Origin of the sequence: Actinoallomurus sp. NPDC050550 (assembly GCF_040655075.1) — a bacterium.
Taxonomy (GTDB): domain Bacteria; phylum Actinomycetota; class Actinomycetes; order Streptosporangiales; family Streptosporangiaceae; genus Actinoallomurus.
The window spans coordinates 1-16,652 of sequence record NZ_JBFAJC010000029.1 but is presented as its reverse complement, the minus strand read 5'-3'; the positions used below and the strand labels follow the sequence as shown (position 1 = coordinate 16,652).

The following is a 16,652-nucleotide window of genomic DNA, read 5'->3' as shown; positions in this document are numbered from 1 at the left end:
TCAGCCGACGCGCTTGTAGAAGAAGCTGCAGTCGCGGAGCGCCCCGGCCGGGTCGGCGGCGTAGTCGGGGACGATCCCGTACCGGACCCAGCCGGCGGCGTGGTAGAGGTCCTCGGCGACGCTGCCGGTCTCGGTGTCCAGGAGCAGGAGGGTCGCACCGGCCTGGGACGCCGCCTTCTCGGCGGTGGCGAGCAGCGCCCGGCCGAGGCCCCGGCCGCGCGCGTCCCGGCGGACCATCAGTTTGACGACCTCGGCGCGGTGCCGGCCGTTGGGTTTCGGTTCCAGGGCGAGGCTGACCGTCCCGTCGACGCCGCGCGGGCCGCGGGAGACCCAGACGAGGAGGCCGCCGTCGGCCACGGCGGGGCTGCGCGCGTCCCACCAGGCGGCCGCCTCGCTCGGGTCGAACGGGGTGAGGAAGCCGAGGGAGTGGCCGTCGGCGACGACGTCGACGAGAAGCTCCGCCAGATCCGGCACCGCGGCGGCGAACTCGGCGGCGGACAGCCGGGTGATCACGGCAGCACCACCACCAGGGCGTAGCGGGCCGGGTCGGGACCGACGCAGCGGAACCGCGAGGGGCCCCACAGCCGGAACCGCAGGCAGTCGCCCGCGCGAACCTCGTGGCCGTGACCGTTCGCGTCCACCATCAGGGCTCCCTCGAGCACCCAGATGTGCTGCTCCAGGCCGGGCACGGCCGGCCCGTCGTAGGAGATGTCCGCGCCCGGGCGCAGGGTGCCCTCGACGACCTCCCCGCGCAGGCCCGCGTGCGGGGGCGACACCGAGCGCCGCACGAAGCCCGACGCCTCGTCGCGCCACAGGGCCTGGTCGCCGGCGCGGACGAGCTGCGGCGGCTCGGACTCGACCTCGGCCAGCAACCGCGACATGGTGCGCTCGTAGGCGGCGCACAGCTTGTTGAGGAGGGCGGCGGTCGGGCTGATCTCGGCGTGCTCCAGGCGCGACAGCGTGGAGCGGCTCACCCCGGTGCGCCGCGCCAGCTCCTCCAGTGACCAGCCGCGCTCGGCCCGCAGCTCCGCGAGGCGGGCCGCCAGCCGGGCGTCCACCTCTTCCGGCGCGGCACTCATCGACGACGTTCCCATATACGGGAGGATATCCCATATATGGGAGCCGTCCGTCTCAGCCGTCCAGCATCGTGACGTCGAGCCGGGCCAGGCGGTCGGGGTCGGCGAGGATGTCGATCGCGGCGATCAGGCCGTTGGTGATCGTGAAGCTCAGAACCGACGTCGGACGCCCGCCGGCGAGGGCGACGGCACCCGCGGCGCCGTTGACCAGGGCCGGCCGTGTGGCGAACGAACTGGCGGCCCGGTGGAAGGTGGCCATCTGCCCGGAGACGTCCCGTACGCCGCGCAGCTCCGCCCGTCCGCCCGGGACGGCGCCACGGTCGGTGCGCAGCACCACGTCGGGGTGGAGCACGGCGACCAGCGCGTCGAGGTCCCCGCCGCGCGCGGCGGCGAGGAAGGCGTCGACGACCTCGCGCTGGCGCGTCAGGTCGGGGTCGGGGACCGGGGCCGCGCCCTGGACCCGGCGGCGGGCGCGGCTGGCGAGCTGCCGGGCCGCGGCGGGCGAGCGGCCCACGATCGGGGCGATCTCCTCGAACGGCACCGCGAACATGTCGTGCAACACGAACGCCAGCCGCTCGGCGGGCCCGAGCGACTGCAGCACCACCAGCAGCGCGAGCCCGACCGAGTCGGCCACCAGCGCCTCCTGCTCGGGATCGATCCCCTCGGCGGCGCTGACCACCGGATCGGGCAGGCGCGCCTCGAGAGGTTCCTCACGCCGGCTGCCGCGCGCCCGGAGCATGTCGAGACAGACCCGGCCGACGACCGTGGTCAGCCAGCCGCCCAGGTTCTCCACGTCGCCGACGTCGGCACGGCTCAGCTTCAGCCACGCCTCCTGCACGGCGTCGTCGGCCTCGGCCAGGGAGCCGAGCATCCGGTAGGCGACCGCCCGCAGGTGGGTACGGTGCGCCTCGAACCGGCCGGCCAGGAACTCGTCCTCGTCCATCCCTCACGTCCTCCTCGGGTTGCCCCGGCCTTCAGGTCGGGGAGGAATTCGGGCTCCGTCAGGAGCGACCCGGCGTTAGCCGGGACTGGCACAAGAGCAGAGTCCATCGGAATCTAGCCAACTGCTTTACACTTGTTTATGTCATCTGTAAGGTCACGGGCATGCGGACGGCGTACAAGTGCCGGGCTTACCCGGACCCCGAGCAAGCGGCGGTGTTCAGCCGCACGTTCGGGTGTGTGCGTGTCGTGTGGAACAAGACCCTGGCTGACCGACATGCGGCGTATCACCAGCGTGGTGAGAAGACCTCTTACAAGCAGACCGACGCGGCGTTGACCGGGTGGAAGAAGACCGAGGATCTGGCGTTCTTGTCGGAGGTGTCGTCGGTTCCGTTGCAGCAGGCGCTGCGGCATCAGCATGCGGCGTTCGCGAACTTCTTCGCCGGTCGCGCGAAGTACCCGCGTTTTAAGACGCGCAGCTCGCGTCAGACCGCGCACTACACTCGCTCGGCGTTCCGGATGAAGAACGGCGAGTTGTCCATGGCCAAGACGACCACGCCGCTGAGGTTCGTGTGGTCCTTCGACGACGTCGAGGTGGCCACGCTCAACCCCACCATGGTCGTCATCTCCCGGGATCCGGATGGCCGCTGGTATGTGACGTTCGCCGTCGACACCGACGCGCCCGCGCCCATGGATAAGGCCAGGCATGCCATCGGCGTCGATCTGGGCATCAGGGACTTCGCGGTCACCTCCGACGGGGAGCGGATCGCCAACCCTCGCCATCTTGAGCGCAAGGCCCGCAACCTGGCCCGTTACCAGCGGCGCATGGCCCGCTGCCAGCGCGGGAGTATGAACCGGCGAAAGGCCAAGGCCAAGGTCGCCCGCGCCCACCGCAAGGTCCGCAACGCCCGGGACGACTTCTTGCACCGCGTCAGCACCAACCTGGTGCGCAGAGCGGATGTCATCGTGATCGAAGACCTCGCGATCAAGAACATGGTCAAGAACCACAGGCTCGCGCGCGCGATCAGCGATGCGGGGTGGGGTGAGTTCCGGCGGCAGTTGGAGTACAAGGCCGAACGCGCGGGACGAACCCTGGTGTTGATCGACCGCTGGTACCCCTCTTCCAAGACCTGCTCGATCTGCGGGCACCTGCTCGCTGAGCTGAGCCTTTCGACCCGGCACTGGACGTGCCCCATCTGCCGTACCCGGCACGACCGGGACATCAACGCGGCCAAGAACATCCTTGCGGCTGGTCGAGCCGTAGCCAGGGGCGACCCTGGTGATGCCTGTGGAGCTGGTGTAAGACGGCAAGGGTCCTCCCTTCCGCAGTCGGCGCTGAACCAGGAAACCCGCGCCGTGAGGCACCCGGCCTAAAGGCCGGATCGGCCGCACGGCCGATGGGAATCCCCCTCCTCCAGGAGGGGGAGGAAGTCAAGTCCTTCTGTCGCGTCTCCGTACCGATGACGGATCGGATCGCGCCCGTGTGACGGGACGGCCGCGATACGCTGCGGGATCGTCGAGCCGCACCTGTCACGCCCGGCCGCGGAGCAGGTCGCGCAGGGCTTCGCCGAGAGCCGTCACGCCCTCGGCGATGTCCGTCGGCCTGCTCGCGGCATAGCCCAGCACCAGACCCGGCCGGCCTGGCCGCACGCGGTGCCAGGACAGCGGCTGGACCTTCACCCCGCGCGCGAGCGCCTCGGCGGCGAGTTCGATGTCGGCGAACCGGTCCGCGAAAGTGATCAGCAGGTGCAGGCCCGCGGCGGCGCCGTGCACGGTCGCGCCCGGCAGGTGCGTCCCGATCGCCTCGATCATCGCGTCGCGGCGGATCCGGTGGCGCCTGCGGACCAGGCGCAGGTGGCGGTCCATCGCGCCCGACTCCATGAGGCGGGCCAGCACCAGCTGCGGGACCAGGGCGTTGCCGAGATCGGCGTACCGCTTGGCCTCCACCAGCGCGTCCCGGTACGCCGCCGGGGCGAGGATCCAGCCGACACGCAACGCCGGGGCCAGGAGCTTGGAGACGCTCCCGGCGTAGCAGACGCGGTCGGGGAGCATCGACCGCAGCGCCGGCACCGGAGGCCGGTCGTAGCGGTGCTCGGCGTCATAGTCGTCCTCCAGGACGAGCCCGCCCTCGCGCGCCCAGTCCGTGAGCCGGCGGCGGCGGTCCCCGCCGAGGACCACCCCGGTCGGGAACTGGTGGGCCGGCGTGACCAGGACGGCCGGGGCACCCTGGGAGCGCAGGTCGTCGACGCGGATTCCGGCCGAGTCGACCGGCACCGGCGGTGTCCGGAGTCCCCAGTGCCGCAGGTGCTGGCGGGCGCCCAGGGACCCTGGGTCCTCCACCGCCACCGCGCCGATCCCGTCGTCCCGGAGCACCTGCGCGAACAGGCCGAGCGCCTGGGCGGTGCCCGCCACGATGATCACCTCGTCCGGATCGGCCCGGATCCCGCGCGTGCGGGCGAGCCGGTCGGCGACGGCGCGGCGGAGGGCGGGCGCTCCCCGCGGGTCTCCGTATCCCAGCTCGGCCGTCGGCAGGTCGGCGAGCACGGCGCGCTCGGCACGCAGCAAGGCGGTGCGCGGGAACGCGGCCAGGTCCGGCACCCCGGGCGACAGGTCGATCCGGGCGGGCGCCGCGCGCACGGCGTCGAAGACGTCCCCGCCCGGCGGGGCCGCGAACACCGCGCCCGCCGGCACCGGGCGGACAGGCGCCGGGTTGCGCGCCGGAGGCGGGGCGGCGACGACGACGGTCCCGGCGCGGCCCCGGCCGGCGAGCCGGCCCTCCTCGATCAGACGCTGGTAGGCCTCGGTGACCACCCCGCGCGAGACGCCGAGGTCGGCGGCCAGCGACCGCGTGGCCGGGAGCCGGCTGCCCACCGGCAACCGGCCGTCCGCGATCGCGTGCCGCAGCCGCTCGGCGAGCCAGTCGGAGCGCCCGCCCGCAGGAGCCTCCTCGATGCGCAGCTGGAGGAAGTCCGCCCCGGGCGTCATGGGACCGTCCGCCGGGCCCGTACTGGAGTCGGCCATCAGGCCATTGTGGAGTGGCCGCTCAGTGCTCATGCGCGGCGGTGGCCGCCGCGTCGGCCTCGGCGAAGACCATCGGCACCTTGTTGGCCAGGACGACGCGGCCGAGCAGCTCCGCGAGCGTGTCGCGGTCGGACTCCGGCAGGTCCGCCGGCAGCGCGTCCACCCGGCGGCAGGTCTCGGCGTAGAACTTCTCCACGACCTCGCTGCCCTCGTCGGTCAGCGCGACGCGGACCGCGCGCTTGTCCTGCGGATCGGGCTCGCGCCGCACCAGGCCGCGCTGCATGGTCCGGTCCACCAGGCCGGTCAGGCTCGACTTGGCCAGCCCCAGCGTCCGGCCCAGCTCGGTCATGCCGTACGGGCCGGGCATCAGCACGCACAGCAGCTGTCCCTGTTGCGCGGTCAGCCCGTACTCCCGGGCCGCGTCGGCGTACACGGCGTTCACCAGGAAAGAGGAGCGCACCAGTGCGGTAACGACACCCATGCGTTCACCGTCGGGCTTTGCCACGTCGCCAGAATACGGCAGCCGCCACGGCGACGAGCGATGAGAAGGCACGCACCCGGCGATCGGTAAGGGGATCACCAGTGGGCGGGGCGGGTGAGCGCGGCCGGCAGCCGGGTCGCGGCGTCGCCGCGGGCGGCATTGACCTGCGCCTGGGTGAGGAAGATGGCGCCGGTCAGGTCCGCTCCGCGCAGGTCGGCGTCGCGCAGGTCCGCGCCGATCAGGTCGGCCGCGCGCAGGTCGGCGTTCCTGAGGTCGGCCGCGATGAGGTAGGCGCCGCGCAGATCGGCTCCGCGCAGGTCCGCGCCCTTGAGCCGGGCGCCGATGAGGTCGGCGCCCCGGCGGTTCTTCGGGCGGCCGGGCGCCCCGGCCCGTACGAGCTCGCCGACGCGCAGCAGGAGCGGGTTGACGCGGGCGCGGTGGGCGGCCACGTCCAGCTCGGCGAGCTCGCTGGCGCCGGCGCGGGTGAGTCGCTCGGTGTCCTGCAGCATCTCGCGCAGTTCGTCGTGGATCGGGCGGGCCTGGGGGAGGCTCAGCGCCTCGGTCAGGTACCACAGCATCTCGTGCAGCTGCCGCATGACGGCGAAGACCGCGAACATCTCCCGGGCGACGCCGGGCGCCTCCCGCCAGTCCCGGCCCGCGAAGGTGACCTGGGAGACCTTCTGCCCGGCGCCGAAGCAGTCGAAGACGGTGCAGCCGGAGAAGCCCTTCGCCCTCAGGTCGGCGTGGATGCCGCAGCGGAAGTCGGCGCGCAGGTTCGGGCAGGGCCGCCCGGCCTCCTTGTCGATCGCGAAGCCGGCCGACGCGGAGAAGGGCAGCGCCACGCAGCACAGCGCCTGGCACCGGCCGCAGTCGGCCCGCAGGTCGGTGCGGTCGGCGCCGTGCGTCTGGTGATCCTGCGGCAACGGCGTGGTCTCCTGCTCAGAGCGGCGCCGGCGTCCCACGGCGCCCGGTGCGGACTCTCCATTGTCCAGGACCGGGCACACCACCCGCGCACGCGGACTCGGAAGCGGCTCAGAGACGTTCGACGATGGTCGCGTTGGCCAGGCCGCCGGCCTCGCACATCGTCTGCAGGCCGTACCGTCCGCCGCGCTGCTCGAGCACTGACAGCAGGGTGGTCATCAGGCGGGCGCCGCTGGCCCCGAGGGGGTGCCCGATGGCGGTGGCGCCGCCGTTGACGTTGACCTTGGCCGGGTCGGCCCCGGTCTCGGCCAGCCAGGCGAGCACGACGCTGGTGAATGCCTCGTTGACCTCGAACGCGTCGATGTCGTGCAGCGTCAGGCCCGCGCGGTCGAGGACCTTGCGCGTCGCGGGGATGATGCCGGTGAGCATGAGCAGGGGGTCGTCGCCGACCACGGCGAAGGTGTGCAGCCGCGCGCGGGGCCGCAGCCCAAGCCGCCGGGCGGTCTGGCCGCTGGTGATGAGCACGGCGGCGGCGCCGTCGTTGACCGGTGAGGAGTTGCCCGCGGTGATCCGCCAGTCGATCTGCGGGAAGCGCTCCTCCCAGACGTCGGCGCGGAACGCCGGCCGCAGCCCGGCCAGGATCTGCGGTGACGTGCTCGGGCGCACCGATTCGTCCTGGGCGACGGTCACGAGGGCGCCGTCGGCCGACGGCGCCTTGAGGGGGGAGACCTCGGCGGCGAACCGGCCGTCCGCCCAGGCCCGGGCGGCACGGTGGTGGCTCTCGGCGGCGAAGTCGTCCAGCCGTTGGCGGGACAGCTCCCAGCGCTGGGCGATCAGCTCCGCGCTGATCCCCTGTGGGACGAGGCCGTCCGGGTAGCGCTCGGCGACGCCCGGGCCGAGGAAGTCGCGGCCGGCGGTCTGGCTGCCGATCGGCACCCGGCTCATCGACTCGACCCCGGAGGCGATGACGACGTCGTAGGCGCCGCTGATCACGCCTTGGGCGGCGAAGTGGATCGCCTGCTGGCTGCTGCCGCACTGGCGGTCCACCGTCACGGCGGGCACCGACTCAGGGAGCCCGGCCGCCAGCGCGGCCCACCGGGCGGTGTTTCCGCTCTGCTCGCCGATCTGGCCGACCGCGCCGCTGATCACGTCGTCCACGATGGCGGGGTCGATTCCGGTCCGCTCGATGAGGGATCGGATCGCGTGCGCGTGCAGGTCGACGGGGTGCATGCCCGACAGGGCGCCGCCGGGCTTGCCCTTGCCGATCGGCGTCCGGACCGCGTCGACGATCACAGCGTCGTTCATGGAGGTGTCCCCTCAGTCGCTTCAGAACCCTACTCACGGGTATATCGTGCAAAGTTGGATTTCACAACCCACTCGTAGCGTGGGCAACGGTAGGTTGGGCGCGCGAGATCGTGAGGGGTCCGCGACGGATCGAGGAGGGCAGTCCGGTGACCGCACGCGGCCGTGTGTGTTCCATCGCCAACGCGCTGGCGGTGATCGGCGAGCGGTGGAGCCTGCTCGTCCTGCGCGAGATCCTGCTCGGCGAGCGGCGGTTCGACGGGATCGCCCGCAACACCGGGGCCAGCCGCGACATCCTCGCCGCGCGCCTGCGCACACTGGTCGAGGCCGGCGTGCTGGAGAAGCGGCGGTACGAGGAGCATCCGCCGCGCTATGAGTACGTGCCGACCGAGGCGGGCCGCGCCCTCCACCCGATCCTGCTCAACCTGATGGAGTGGGGCGACCGGTACGTCACCGACGGCCCCGCGCCCACGGTCTGGCGGCACTCCTGCGGAGCCGAGTTCCACCCCGCGACGGTCTGCGCGCACTGCGGGGGATCCGTCACCGAGGAGCAGATGCAGGTGGTCCGCGTCGGACCCGTCCGCTGAGCCCCCGAAGGGAATCGACGGCCGTGCCCGTGCGTTCGGGGCTATAGTTGAACTTTCAATCAGGAGGGTGGGTCATGCAGTTCGGGATCTTCACGGTCGGCGACGTCACGCCCGATCCGACCACCGGCAGGACGCCGAGTGAGCATGAGCGGATCGAGGCGATGGTGGCGATCGCGTTGAAGGCCGAGGAGGTGGGCCTGGACGTGTTCGCCACCGGTGAGCACCACAACCCGCCGTTCGTCCCGTCCTCGCCCACGACGATGCTCGGGTACATCGCGGCGCGGACCGAGCGGCTGATCCTGTCGACCGCCACCACGCTGATCACCACGAACGACCCGGTGAAGATCGCCGAGGACTTCGCGATGCTGCAGCACCTGGCCGGCGGCCGCGTCGACCTGATGCTGGGCCGCGGCAACACCGGGCCGGTCTACCCGTGGTTCGGCCAGGACATCCGTAAGGGCATCCCCCTCGCCATCGAGAACTACGCGCTGCTGCACCGGCTCTGGCGTGAGGACGTGGTCGACTGGAAGGGCCGCTTCCGCACGCCGCTGCAGGCCTTCACCTCCACGCCCCGGCCGCTGGACGGTGTCCCGCCGTTCGTGTGGCACGGCTCGATCCGCAGCCCGGAGATCGCCGAGCAGGCCGCCTACTACGGCGACGGGTTCTTCGCCAACAACATCTTCTGGCCCAAGGAGCACTTCCAGCGGCTGATCAGCCTGTACCGGGAGCGGTACGCCCACTACGGCCACGGCACGCCGGAGCAGGCGATCGTCGGCCTGGGCGGGCAGGTGTTCATGCGCAAGAACTCCCAGGACGCCGTACGGGAGTTCCGCCCGTACTTCGACAACGCCCCCGTCTACGGGCACGGGCCGTCGCTGGAGGAGTTCATGGACGAGACGCCGCTGACGGTCGGCAGCCCGCAGCAGGTCATCGACCAGACCCTGACCTTCCGCGAGCACTTCGGCGACTACCAGCGTCAGCTGTTCCTCATCGACCACGCCGGGCTGCCGCTCAAGACCGTGCTGGAGCAGCTGGACCTGCTCGGTGAGGAGGTCATCCCGGTCCTTCGCCGGGAGTTCGCCGACGGCCGGCCCGCCGAGGTCCCCGACGCTCCCACCCACGCCTCCCTGCTCGCCGCCCGCGGCACCGAGGCCCTGGCGGAGGCGGCCAAGTGAACCCGCTGAGCCTCGTGGCCGTCTCGGCCGGCCTGAGCACGCCCTCCTCCACCCGCCTGCTGGCCGACCGCCTGGCCGAGGCGGCCCGCGAGCACCTGGCCGAGGACACCCGCCCGGTGGAGGTCACCGTGATCGAGCTGCGCGACCTGGCCACCGACATCGCCTCCAACCTGGTCACCGGGTTCCCCGGCGCCCGGCTGCGTACGGCGATCGAGGCGGTCACCGCCGCGGACGGCCTGATCGCGGTCAGCCCGATCTTCTCGGCCTCCTACAGCGGGCTGTTCAAGTCGTTCTTCGACGTGCTCGACCCCGACGCCCTCGCGGGCACGCCCGTCCTGATCGCCGCGACCGGTGGCACCGCCCGCCACTCGCTCGCCCTCGAGCATGCGCTGCGGCCGCTGTTCGCCTACCTGCGCGCGGTCGTGGTCCCCACGGCGGTGTACGCGGCGTCGGAGGACTGGGGTTCGGCCGGCGAGGAGCGCACCGGCGACCTGGCGGCCCGGATCACCCGAGCGGCGGGCGAGCTGGCCGCGCTGATGCCGGACCACCCGGCCGCCCCGCCCGCGGCCGAGCCCGTCGTGCCCTTCGAGGAGCAGCTGGCCGCCCTGCGCCCCGAGTGAGCCGCCGGCCCGCTAGGGTTCCCGGGGAGTCGAGGAGAGCAGTGGAGACGTTCCGGCAGCACATCGAGCAGGCCGCCGCGCGCGCCCTGGCGGAGTTCCCGCCGGAGACCGTGCCCGACATCTACACCGTCACGTTCCGGATCGACAGCGTCGATCAGGATCCCCGGTTCCCCTACCTGGCGATCGGCTACAACACCGACGGCGAGGTGCGGCGGATGCTGGCGACACTGAGCCCGTCGGAGGCGTGGGAGGCCCGCTGGAGCTACGCCTACTTCCCGCCGTCCGGGCTGGAGGGCGTCCGCGTCGCCGGTCACGATCCCGAACACGACCCGGCCGGCGCGCAGGCGCATCGGCGCGAGGCGGCGGCCGAGGGCCTGTGGTACGAAGACGGCGACGCGCTGACGGCAGAGGAGATCGACCGGCGCGATGAGCTGCTCGACCGGCGATTCCACGAGCTGTGCGTCGACGTGGCGCGCGGGCTCCACACCGGCGGGCACATCGTCGCGGCCCTGGGACGACCGCTGCCGGTGATCCTCTATGACATGTTCGACCCCGACGCGATGTTCGCGCTCACCGCGGCGGCCAACCCGGCGGACCTGATCACCGAGTTCATGGCCGAGGATCCGGCGGGCCGGCCTTAGGGCCTGTCTCGAAGTCCCGCTGTCCTGGCGAGCGGGACTTCGAGACAGGCCCTGGCCGTCAGCGCGGCACGACCTGGTTCTTGCCGAGGACCCGGACGCCGCTGTCCGTCACGGTGAAGTGCGCCCGGTCGTAGTCCTCATCGACGCCGATGCGCGCGCCGTCGGGGATGACGACGTTCTTGTCGATGATGGCGTTCCGGACGACGGCGCCGCGCCCGACGCGTACGTGGTCCATCAGGACCGAATCGTGGACCTCCGCGCCGGCGTCCAGCTGAACGCCGGGCGACAGGATGGAACGTTCGGCCATCCCGCCCGCGAGGATGGCGCCGGGGGAGACGATCGAGTCGGTCGCGTAGCCGCGCCGCCCCTCCTCGTTGAAGACGAACTTGGCCGGCGGCAGCGGGTCATGGCCGGTGTAGATCGGCCAGTCGCGGTTGTAGAGGTTGAAGACCGGGTGGACCGAGATCAGGTCCATGTGGGCCTCGTAGAAGGCGTCCAGGGTCCCCACGTCGCGCCAGTAGCCGCGGTCGCGGTCGGTCGAGCCGGGCACCTCGTTGTCGGCGAAGTCGTACACCTGCGCGCGGCCGGCCTTGACGAGCCGGGGGATGATGTTGCCGCCGACGTCGTGCTTGCTGGACACGTCGGCCGCGTCCTCCTTCACCACGTCGATCAGCACCTGGGTGTCGAAGACGTAGTTGCCCATGGAGGCGTAGACCTGGTCGGGCGCGTCGGGCAGGCCGATCGCGTCCTTGGGCTTCTCGCGGAACGCCGCGATGGTGACGCCGTCGGGCCCGGTCTCGATCACCCCGAACTGGTCGGCGAGCGCCAGCGGCTGGCGGATCGCGGCGACGGTGACCCCGGCGCCGGAGGCGATGTGCTGGTCCACCATCTGCCGTGGATCCATCCGGTAGATGTGGTCGGCGCCGAAGACGATGACGTGGTCGGGCCGCTCGTCCTCGATGAGGTTGAAGTTCTGCAGGATCGCGTCGGCCGAGCCGGCGAACCACCGCGGTCCCAGGCGCTGCTGGGCCGGGACGGGCGTCACGTAGTTGCCCAGGAGGGTCGACATCCGCCACGTGCGCGAGACGTGCCGGTCCAGGCTGTGGTTCTTGTACTGGGTGAGCACGACGATCTTGAGGTAGCCGGCGTTCGCCAGGTTGGACAGCACGAAGTCGATCAGCCGGTACATTCCGCCGAAGGGCACGGCGGGCTTGGCCCGGTCGGCCGTCAGCGGCATCAGCCGCTTGCCCTCGCCGCCCGCCAGTACCATCGCCAGGACATGAGGTCTCGCCATGTCGTGGACCTTAGCCCCCCCACCAGCAATAAAACAGGACGAGCGGGCATATTTCACATACGCTGCCGGGCATGCGCGTCGATCTGCTCACCCGCGAATACCCGCCGGACGTCTACGGCGGAGCCGGCGTCCACGTCGAGCACCTGGCCCGGGAGCTCCGCCACCTGTGCGACCTGCGGGTCCACTGTTTCGGCGGTGACCGGGCCGAGCCCGGCGTGACCGGCTACCGCGTCCCCGGTGCGCTGGAACACGCCAACGCGGCACTGCAGACCCTCGGCGTCGACCTGGAGATCGCCGCCGGAGCCGGGGGAGCGGACCTAGTGCACAGCCACACCTGGTACGCCAATCTCGCCGGGGACATCGCCAAGCTGCTGCACGGGATCCCGCACGTGGTCACCACCCACAGCCTCGAGCCGTTGCGGCCCTGGAAGGCCGAGCAGCTCGGCGGCGGCTACGCCATCTCCTCCTGGGCCGAGCGCACCGCCCTCCTGGCCGCCGACGCGATCGTCGCCGTCTCCGAGGGCATGCGCCGCGACGTGCTCACCTGCTATCCCGACATCGACCCCGGCCGGGTCACCGTCCTGCACAACGGCATCGACACCGACGAGTACGCCCCCGACCACGGCACCGACGTCCTCACCCGGCACGGCATCGACCCCGGCCGACCCTCCGTGGTGTTCGTCGGGCGCATCACCCGCCAGAAGGGGCTGCCCTACCTGCTGCGGGCCGCCCGGTCCTTCGACCCGGCCGCCCAGCTCGTGCTGTGCGCCGGCGCCCCCGACACCCCCGAGATCTCCGCGGAGGTCGAAGGGCTCGTCGACGCGCTGCGCGCCGAACGCGACGGGATCGTGTGGATCACCCGGATGCTGCCGCGCCCCGAGGTCGTGCAGATCCTCAGCCACGCGAGCGTGTTCGTCTGCCCGTCGGTGTACGAGCCGATGGGCATCGTCAACCTGGAGGCCATGGCCTGCGAGGCGGCGGTCGTCGCCACCGCCACCGGCGGCATCCCCGAGGTGGTCGCCGACGGCGAGACGGGCCTGCTCGTGCCGATCGAGCAGGCCGCCGACGGCACCGGCACCCCCGCCGACCCCGACCGCTTCGTCGCCGACCTCGCCGAGCGCGTGGGCTCCCTCGTCGCCGACCCCGAACGCGCCGCGGCGATGGGCAAGGCGGGCCGCCGACGGGCGATCGAGCACTTCTCCTGGTCCCACATCGCCCGCCGCACCCACGACCTGTACACCGGCCTCGTCTGAGGGGCGCCTTTGGCCGGGCCCGGACCGCGTCCGGGCCCGGCCAAAGGGTCAGCCGAACGACGGCAGCTCGGGTGAGGGGGTGGGTTTGGTGTCGGTCCAGCCCGTCGAGCGGTAGGCCTGGTACTCGATGACGAAGCCCGGCTTCATCTCCGAGTACGGGCCGCCGGGCGTGGTCAGCTCGTTCTGCCGGGACAGCACCGCGCCGGTGTGCTCATCGAAGATGACCACCACGCGCCAGCGGTAAGTCCCCTGCTCGGCCTTTGGCCCGCCGTACTCGCCGGTGACCGTCAAGGCGCTGTCGTCGGAGGCCAGTGCGATCCCTCGGCGGCCCAGCGGGTCGGTGTCGTCGCCGATCGCGTGGATGCCCGGCTGGGTGGCCAGCGCCCGCATCAGGCCGGCCCGTGCCTTTGGCTGGACCGGGCCGCTCAAGATCCCCGCCACCCTGGAGATCTTCAGCTTGGGCGCGGCCTCTTTGAAGCGTCGTTCCGCTTCGGGCGACAGCTTCCTCCCCGGCCGAGCGCCCAGCGCCCTGTTCGTCTCCGTATCGTTCAGGAACATCGCGGCGAGTTTGGCCGGGTCGGTCGGCAGGTTTTGTAGGTCCTTCACCGACTTGCCCATGTAATTCCCGCCGCCATGAGGGTCGATGCCGACGTTCGGACCGCTCGCGGTCCACTTCGTCGCCTTGGCGGGGTAGGTGTAGTAGTGGTCGCCCGACCAGACGTGGAAGCTCGACGGTGACCCGGCCTTGCGCCACAGTGCCGCGTCCTGTTTGGTCAGCGGGTGGGCCGGCAGGTCGCGGCCGTAGTAGGCCTCTCCCATGCCGGGTTTCGCGCCGGACCAGTTGAACGTCTCGTCGGCCGCAGCGGTGATCGCGTACGTCCCGGTGGCGGAGCGCATGATGTAGGACTGGCCCGCGACGACGTCGGTGTGCCAGTAGTTGCCGGTCGGCTGCTGTTCGGCCTTCTCCGCCGCTGCCAGGACCGCCCCCTTGGCGTCCAGGTTCACCGGGCCGGGCGACGGAGGCGTGTTCCCCCCACCAGACGCGTTCCCCCCGACGACGGTGATCACCACGGCCGCCGCCGCGCCGACCGCGACCAGGCCGCCGCCCAGCCCCCACCGCATCCGGGGCAGTGAACGGCGCGACGACTCGCTCAGCAGTGCCTTCGCCCGGGTGATGTCCCGGGCGGTGGGCGGAGCGGGCTCGGGGTAGAAGTCCCGGACCATCCGCATCTCATCCATGCTGTTCCTCCAACGTGAGCATCGGATTGGTCCCGCCCAACGCCTTGCGCAGTGTGGTTCGGGCACGGTTCAGCCGGGAGCCGACCGTGCCATAGGAGATCCCCAGCGCCGCCGCGACCTCGTCGTGACTGAGGTCGGCCAGCGCCACGAGCAGCAGCACGTCGCGCTGCCCGCGCGGCAGCGACGCGATCGCCCCGGCGAGCCGGCCGCGCAGCCCCTCGGCGCTGACCCGCGATTCGACCCGTTCGGTGTGCTCCTCGGTGCCCCGGCCCGGGCTGAGACGGGCGTGCGCCCGCAGCGCGCGCGTCTCAGCCCGCTGATGCTTGCCGACCACCTTGGTCGCGATCCCGTACAGCCAGGTGCGCACGCTCGCGCGAATCGGGTCATAGCGCCGACGCCCCCGGAACGCCTCCAGGAAGGTCTGCGCCGCGACGTCGGCGGCGGCGTCCGGACCGAGCCGTTTGGCCGCGTACCGGTGGATCTCGGCGAAATAAGCGTCGAAGACCTCATCGAAACGCTCGACCGGGTCGGGCGGGGGATCCCCTGTCATGTGGTGCCTTTCCATGGCGCGGATGGCGGTCACATCGGTATCACCCGCCGGCGGCGTTCGCTTTCCCGTCCCGATTACGAGATTTCCCGGATCCCCGGCCCGCAGGTCCGCGGGAAGACTGGGCCGGGAAGCCACGCGGAAAGGCGGTCGATGGTGAATGGCATCGGGGGAGTCATGCTGGAGTGCCGCGACCCGCGGCCCGAGCCGAGGATGGTGTTGGCGCGGCCCGGCCCGGCCCTGCACGGCCATGTCTCCGGTTACGCCGGTCTGCGCGTGGAGGCCGCCCGGCCGCTGAACGGCCGCGCCGTGCCGACGTGCACGGTCGCGCTGTTCATCGACTTCACCGCCTCGGTGCGGCTGATCACCACGCCCACGCCGGCGCGCGTCCAGGCGTCTCACGTCACCGGCCTGCACGACGGTCCCGTGCTGTTCGAGCAGCAGAGCCATCACCGGGGGATGGCCGTGGAGCTCACCCCGCCCGGAGCGCACGCGCTGTTCGGGATGCCGATGCGGGAGCTGTCCAACACCACCGTCGACCTGGCCGACCTGCTCGGCCACCGCGGCGAACAGCTCACCGAACGCCTGTGGCAGGCACCGGACTGGGCCACACGGTTCGCGCTGCTGGACCACCTGCTGCCCGCCTGGTTCCGCGCCGGGCCGGAGCCGGCACCGGCGGTGCTGCGCGCTTGGCGGCTCCTGCGCCGGACCGCCGGAGCGATCAGCGTCGGCGCGCTCGCCGAGGAGATCGGCGTGACCCGCCGCTACCTGGAGATGCGCTTCGGCGAGCAGATCGGCCTGCCGCCCAAGACCATGGCCCGCATCCTGCGGTTCCAGCGGGCCGCGCGGCTGCTCACCCGATCCCCGGGCGCGACGCTCCCGCGGGTGGCCACCGCGTGCGGCTACGCCGACCAGGCCCACTTCAACCGGGATTTCCGCAGGCTGGCGGGCTGCACGCCGACCGCGTTCCGCGCAGAGCACGCCGCCACGACCACCGCGTCGCGCGGGTCGGCCGCGGTCGGCGATCGGTGCGCGGGACGGGGCGCCGGCCCTTCGCATTCGTTCAATACCTCGGTACGGGGCCGCCCATAACGTCGAGGTGAAGTTCCCCGGAAACGAAGGGTCCGCCTCATGAGACCACGGAATCTCATCGCGACGACCGCCGTCGCGGGTGCGCTGGCCGCAGGCGGCGTCGCGCTCGCGTCCCCCGCGAGCGCCGCTACGCCCGCGCCGCACGGGACCGTCACCGTCAAGTGCACCCACCCCTGCAGCGACCCGCCCGGTCCCGGCTGGCGGTACATCGACAACTACTTCTGGGCCAGCAGCTGCATCGAGGTCGGCAACCGCGGCATCAACAACGGCGCCTGGTCGAAGTACCAGTGCTACGGCGGCACCTGGACCAATTACGACCTCTGGGTGATCTGACCCACAGCCTGGCGGCGGTACGCCCCCCTCGGCGTACCGCCGCCCCCCTCACCGCCCGCGCCTCGTACGCCGTCCTCCCAGCGCCGACACAGGCGTGCCCGCACCCGGCTCGCTCCGCGAGGTCCTCCCCG

Annotated in this window: 18 protein-coding genes; 8 read left to right on the top strand and 10 right to left on the bottom strand. The window is 72.1% G+C overall.

Going from position 1 to position 16,652, the window contains the following annotated elements; translation table 11 throughout:
- The 3 genes from AB0I04_RS32860 to AB0I04_RS32850 are packed head-to-tail and all read right to left on the bottom strand — an operon-like array spanning nt 1 to nt 2,019.
- Nucleotides 1–513, bottom strand: coding sequence for a GNAT family N-acetyltransferase (locus tag AB0I04_RS32860; RefSeq protein ID WP_360893281.1), 513 nt, complete (start codon nt 511–513; stop codon nt 1–3).
- Nucleotides 510–1,094 (bottom strand): XRE family transcriptional regulator, encoded by a 585-nt coding sequence (locus AB0I04_RS32855; RefSeq protein ID WP_360893278.1) that lies wholly within the window; start codon nt 1,092–1,094, stop codon nt 510–512. Before AB0I04_RS32855 ends, AB0I04_RS32860 begins: the two co-directional genes overlap by 4 nt.
- A 37-nt stretch (nt 1,095–1,131) precedes the next feature.
- Nucleotides 1,132–2,019 (bottom strand): sigma-70 family RNA polymerase sigma factor, encoded by an 888-nt coding sequence (locus AB0I04_RS32850; RefSeq protein WP_360893276.1) that lies wholly within the window; start codon nt 2,017–2,019, stop codon nt 1,132–1,134.
- A gap of 161 nt (nt 2,020–2,180) precedes the next feature.
- On the opposite strand from AB0I04_RS32850, the gene AB0I04_RS32845 reads away from it, so the two are divergent.
- Complete coding sequence (locus AB0I04_RS32845) at nt 2,181–3,389, top strand: RNA-guided endonuclease TnpB family protein (protein ID WP_360893273.1); 1,209 nt, start codon at nt 2,181–2,183, stop codon at nt 3,387–3,389.
- A gap of 156 nt (nt 3,390–3,545) precedes the next feature.
- Here AB0I04_RS32845 and AB0I04_RS32840 read toward each other — a convergent pair whose 3' ends face one another.
- From AB0I04_RS32840 to AB0I04_RS32825, 4 genes are all read right to left on the bottom strand, one after another.
- A complete protein-coding gene (locus AB0I04_RS32840; RefSeq protein WP_360893270.1) occupies nt 3,546–5,036 on the bottom strand; it encodes a PLP-dependent aminotransferase family protein in 1,491 nt (496 codons plus the stop codon).
- A gap of 22 nt (nt 5,037–5,058) precedes the next feature.
- Nucleotides 5,059–5,517: a MarR family transcriptional regulator gene (locus tag AB0I04_RS32835; protein WP_360893268.1), complete on the bottom strand. Its 459-nt coding sequence runs from the start codon at nt 5,515–5,517 to the stop codon at nt 5,059–5,061.
- A gap of 95 nt (nt 5,518–5,612) precedes the next feature.
- Nucleotides 5,613–6,440 (bottom strand): pentapeptide repeat-containing protein, encoded by an 828-nt coding sequence (locus AB0I04_RS32830; RefSeq protein WP_360893265.1) that lies wholly within the window; start codon nt 6,438–6,440, stop codon nt 5,613–5,615.
- Between the two features lie 109 nt (nt 6,441–6,549).
- Nucleotides 6,550–7,743, bottom strand: coding sequence for a thiolase family protein (locus AB0I04_RS32825; protein ID WP_360893262.1), 1,194 nt, complete (start codon nt 7,741–7,743; stop codon nt 6,550–6,552).
- A gap of 146 nt (nt 7,744–7,889) precedes the next feature.
- On the opposite strand from AB0I04_RS32825, the gene AB0I04_RS32820 reads away from it, so the two are divergent.
- The 4 genes from AB0I04_RS32820 (at nt 7,890) to AB0I04_RS32805 (ending at nt 10,763) form a co-directional block, all read left to right on the top strand.
- Nucleotides 7,890–8,327: a helix-turn-helix domain-containing protein gene (locus AB0I04_RS32820; RefSeq protein ID WP_360893259.1), complete on the top strand. Its 438-nt coding sequence runs from the start codon at nt 7,890–7,892 to the stop codon at nt 8,325–8,327.
- A gap of 74 nt (nt 8,328–8,401) precedes the next feature.
- The gene (locus AB0I04_RS32815) at nt 8,402–9,502 is read left to right on the top strand and encodes an LLM class flavin-dependent oxidoreductase (protein ID WP_360893257.1); all 1,101 of its coding nucleotides are present in this window, start codon (nt 8,402–8,404) and stop codon (nt 9,500–9,502) included.
- On the top strand, nt 9,499–10,122 hold the full coding sequence (locus AB0I04_RS32810) for an FMN reductase (protein WP_360893254.1): 624 nt from the start codon (nt 9,499–9,501) through the stop codon (nt 10,120–10,122). Before AB0I04_RS32815 ends, AB0I04_RS32810 begins: the two co-directional genes overlap by 4 nt.
- A 41-nt stretch (nt 10,123–10,163) precedes the next feature.
- A complete protein-coding gene (locus AB0I04_RS32805; RefSeq protein ID WP_360893252.1) occupies nt 10,164–10,763 on the top strand; it encodes a hypothetical protein in 600 nt (199 codons plus the stop codon).
- Nucleotides 10,764–10,821: 58 nt separating this feature from the next.
- Here AB0I04_RS32805 and glgC read toward each other — a convergent pair whose 3' ends face one another.
- Nucleotides 10,822–12,057 carry a glucose-1-phosphate adenylyltransferase gene (gene glgC, locus AB0I04_RS32800; protein WP_360893250.1) on the bottom strand — a complete coding sequence of 412 codons (1,236 nt, stop codon included), beginning with the start codon at nt 12,055–12,057 and terminating at the stop codon, nt 10,822–10,824.
- Between the two features lie 71 nt (nt 12,058–12,128).
- On the opposite strand from glgC, the gene glgA reads away from it, so the two are divergent.
- Nucleotides 12,129–13,310: a glycogen synthase gene (gene glgA, locus AB0I04_RS32795; protein ID WP_360893247.1), complete on the top strand. Its 1,182-nt coding sequence runs from the start codon at nt 12,129–12,131 to the stop codon at nt 13,308–13,310.
- A 48-nt stretch (nt 13,311–13,358) separates the two neighbouring features.
- Here the strand turns inward: glgA and AB0I04_RS32790 are convergent, their stop codons facing one another.
- Together AB0I04_RS32790 and AB0I04_RS32785 are read right to left on the bottom strand one after the other, a co-directional pair.
- Nucleotides 13,359–14,549, bottom strand: coding sequence for a CU044_5270 family protein (locus AB0I04_RS32790; RefSeq protein WP_360893244.1), 1,191 nt, complete (start codon nt 14,547–14,549; stop codon nt 13,359–13,361).
- Nucleotides 14,542–15,099, bottom strand: a complete 558-nt coding sequence (locus AB0I04_RS32785) for an RNA polymerase sigma factor (RefSeq protein ID WP_360893241.1) — start codon at nt 15,097–15,099, stop codon at nt 14,542–14,544. Before AB0I04_RS32785 ends, AB0I04_RS32790 begins: the two co-directional genes overlap by 8 nt.
- A 150-nt stretch (nt 15,100–15,249) precedes the next feature.
- Between AB0I04_RS32785 and AB0I04_RS32780 the strand changes: the two genes are divergently transcribed.
- Together AB0I04_RS32780 and AB0I04_RS32775 are read left to right on the top strand one after the other, a co-directional pair.
- Nucleotides 15,250–16,188, top strand: coding sequence for a helix-turn-helix domain-containing protein (locus AB0I04_RS32780; protein WP_360893238.1), 939 nt, complete (start codon nt 15,250–15,252; stop codon nt 16,186–16,188).
- A 39-nt stretch (nt 16,189–16,227) separates the two neighbouring features.
- Entirely contained in the window at nt 16,228–16,521 is a 294-nt protein-coding gene (locus tag AB0I04_RS32775; RefSeq protein ID WP_360893235.1) for a hypothetical protein, read from the top strand.
- The last annotated feature ends 131 nt before the right edge of the window (nt 16,522–16,652 follow it).

What these genes read in the sequence shown, in the direction of transcription:
- glgA (WP_360893247.1), top strand. Translation starts at nt 12,129, where the DNA reads ATGCGCGTCGATCTGCTCACCCGCGAATACCCGCCGGACGTCTACGGC.
- AB0I04_RS32850 (WP_360893276.1), bottom strand. Translation starts at nt 2,019, where the DNA reads ATGGACGAGGACGAGTTCCTGGCCGGCCGGTTCGAGGCGCACCGTACC.
- AB0I04_RS32855 (WP_360893278.1), bottom strand. Translation starts at nt 1,094, where the DNA reads ATGGGAACGTCGTCGATGAGTGCCGCGCCGGAAGAGGTGGACGCCCGG.
- AB0I04_RS32775 (WP_360893235.1), top strand. Translation starts at nt 16,228, where the DNA reads ATGAGACCACGGAATCTCATCGCGACGACCGCCGTCGCGGGTGCGCTG.
- AB0I04_RS32785 (WP_360893241.1), bottom strand. Translation starts at nt 15,099, where the DNA reads ATGACAGGGGATCCCCCGCCCGACCCGGTCGAGCGTTTCGATGAGGTC.
- AB0I04_RS32780 (WP_360893238.1), top strand. Translation starts at nt 15,250, where the DNA reads ATGGTGAATGGCATCGGGGGAGTCATGCTGGAGTGCCGCGACCCGCGG.
- AB0I04_RS32835 (WP_360893268.1), bottom strand. Translation starts at nt 5,517, where the DNA reads ATGGGTGTCGTTACCGCACTGGTGCGCTCCTCTTTCCTGGTGAACGCC.
- AB0I04_RS32840 (WP_360893270.1), bottom strand. Translation starts at nt 5,036, where the DNA reads ATGGCCGACTCCAGTACGGGCCCGGCGGACGGTCCCATGACGCCCGGG.
- glgC (WP_360893250.1), bottom strand. Translation starts at nt 12,057, where the DNA reads ATGGCGAGACCTCATGTCCTGGCGATGGTACTGGCGGGCGGCGAGGGC.
- AB0I04_RS32845 (WP_360893273.1), top strand. Translation starts at nt 2,181, where the DNA reads ATGCGGACGGCGTACAAGTGCCGGGCTTACCCGGACCCCGAGCAAGCG.
- AB0I04_RS32790 (WP_360893244.1), bottom strand. Translation starts at nt 14,549, where the DNA reads ATGGATGAGATGCGGATGGTCCGGGACTTCTACCCCGAGCCCGCTCCG.
- AB0I04_RS32815 (WP_360893257.1), top strand. Translation starts at nt 8,402, where the DNA reads ATGCAGTTCGGGATCTTCACGGTCGGCGACGTCACGCCCGATCCGACC.
- AB0I04_RS32825 (WP_360893262.1), bottom strand. Translation starts at nt 7,743, where the DNA reads ATGAACGACGCTGTGATCGTCGACGCGGTCCGGACGCCGATCGGCAAG.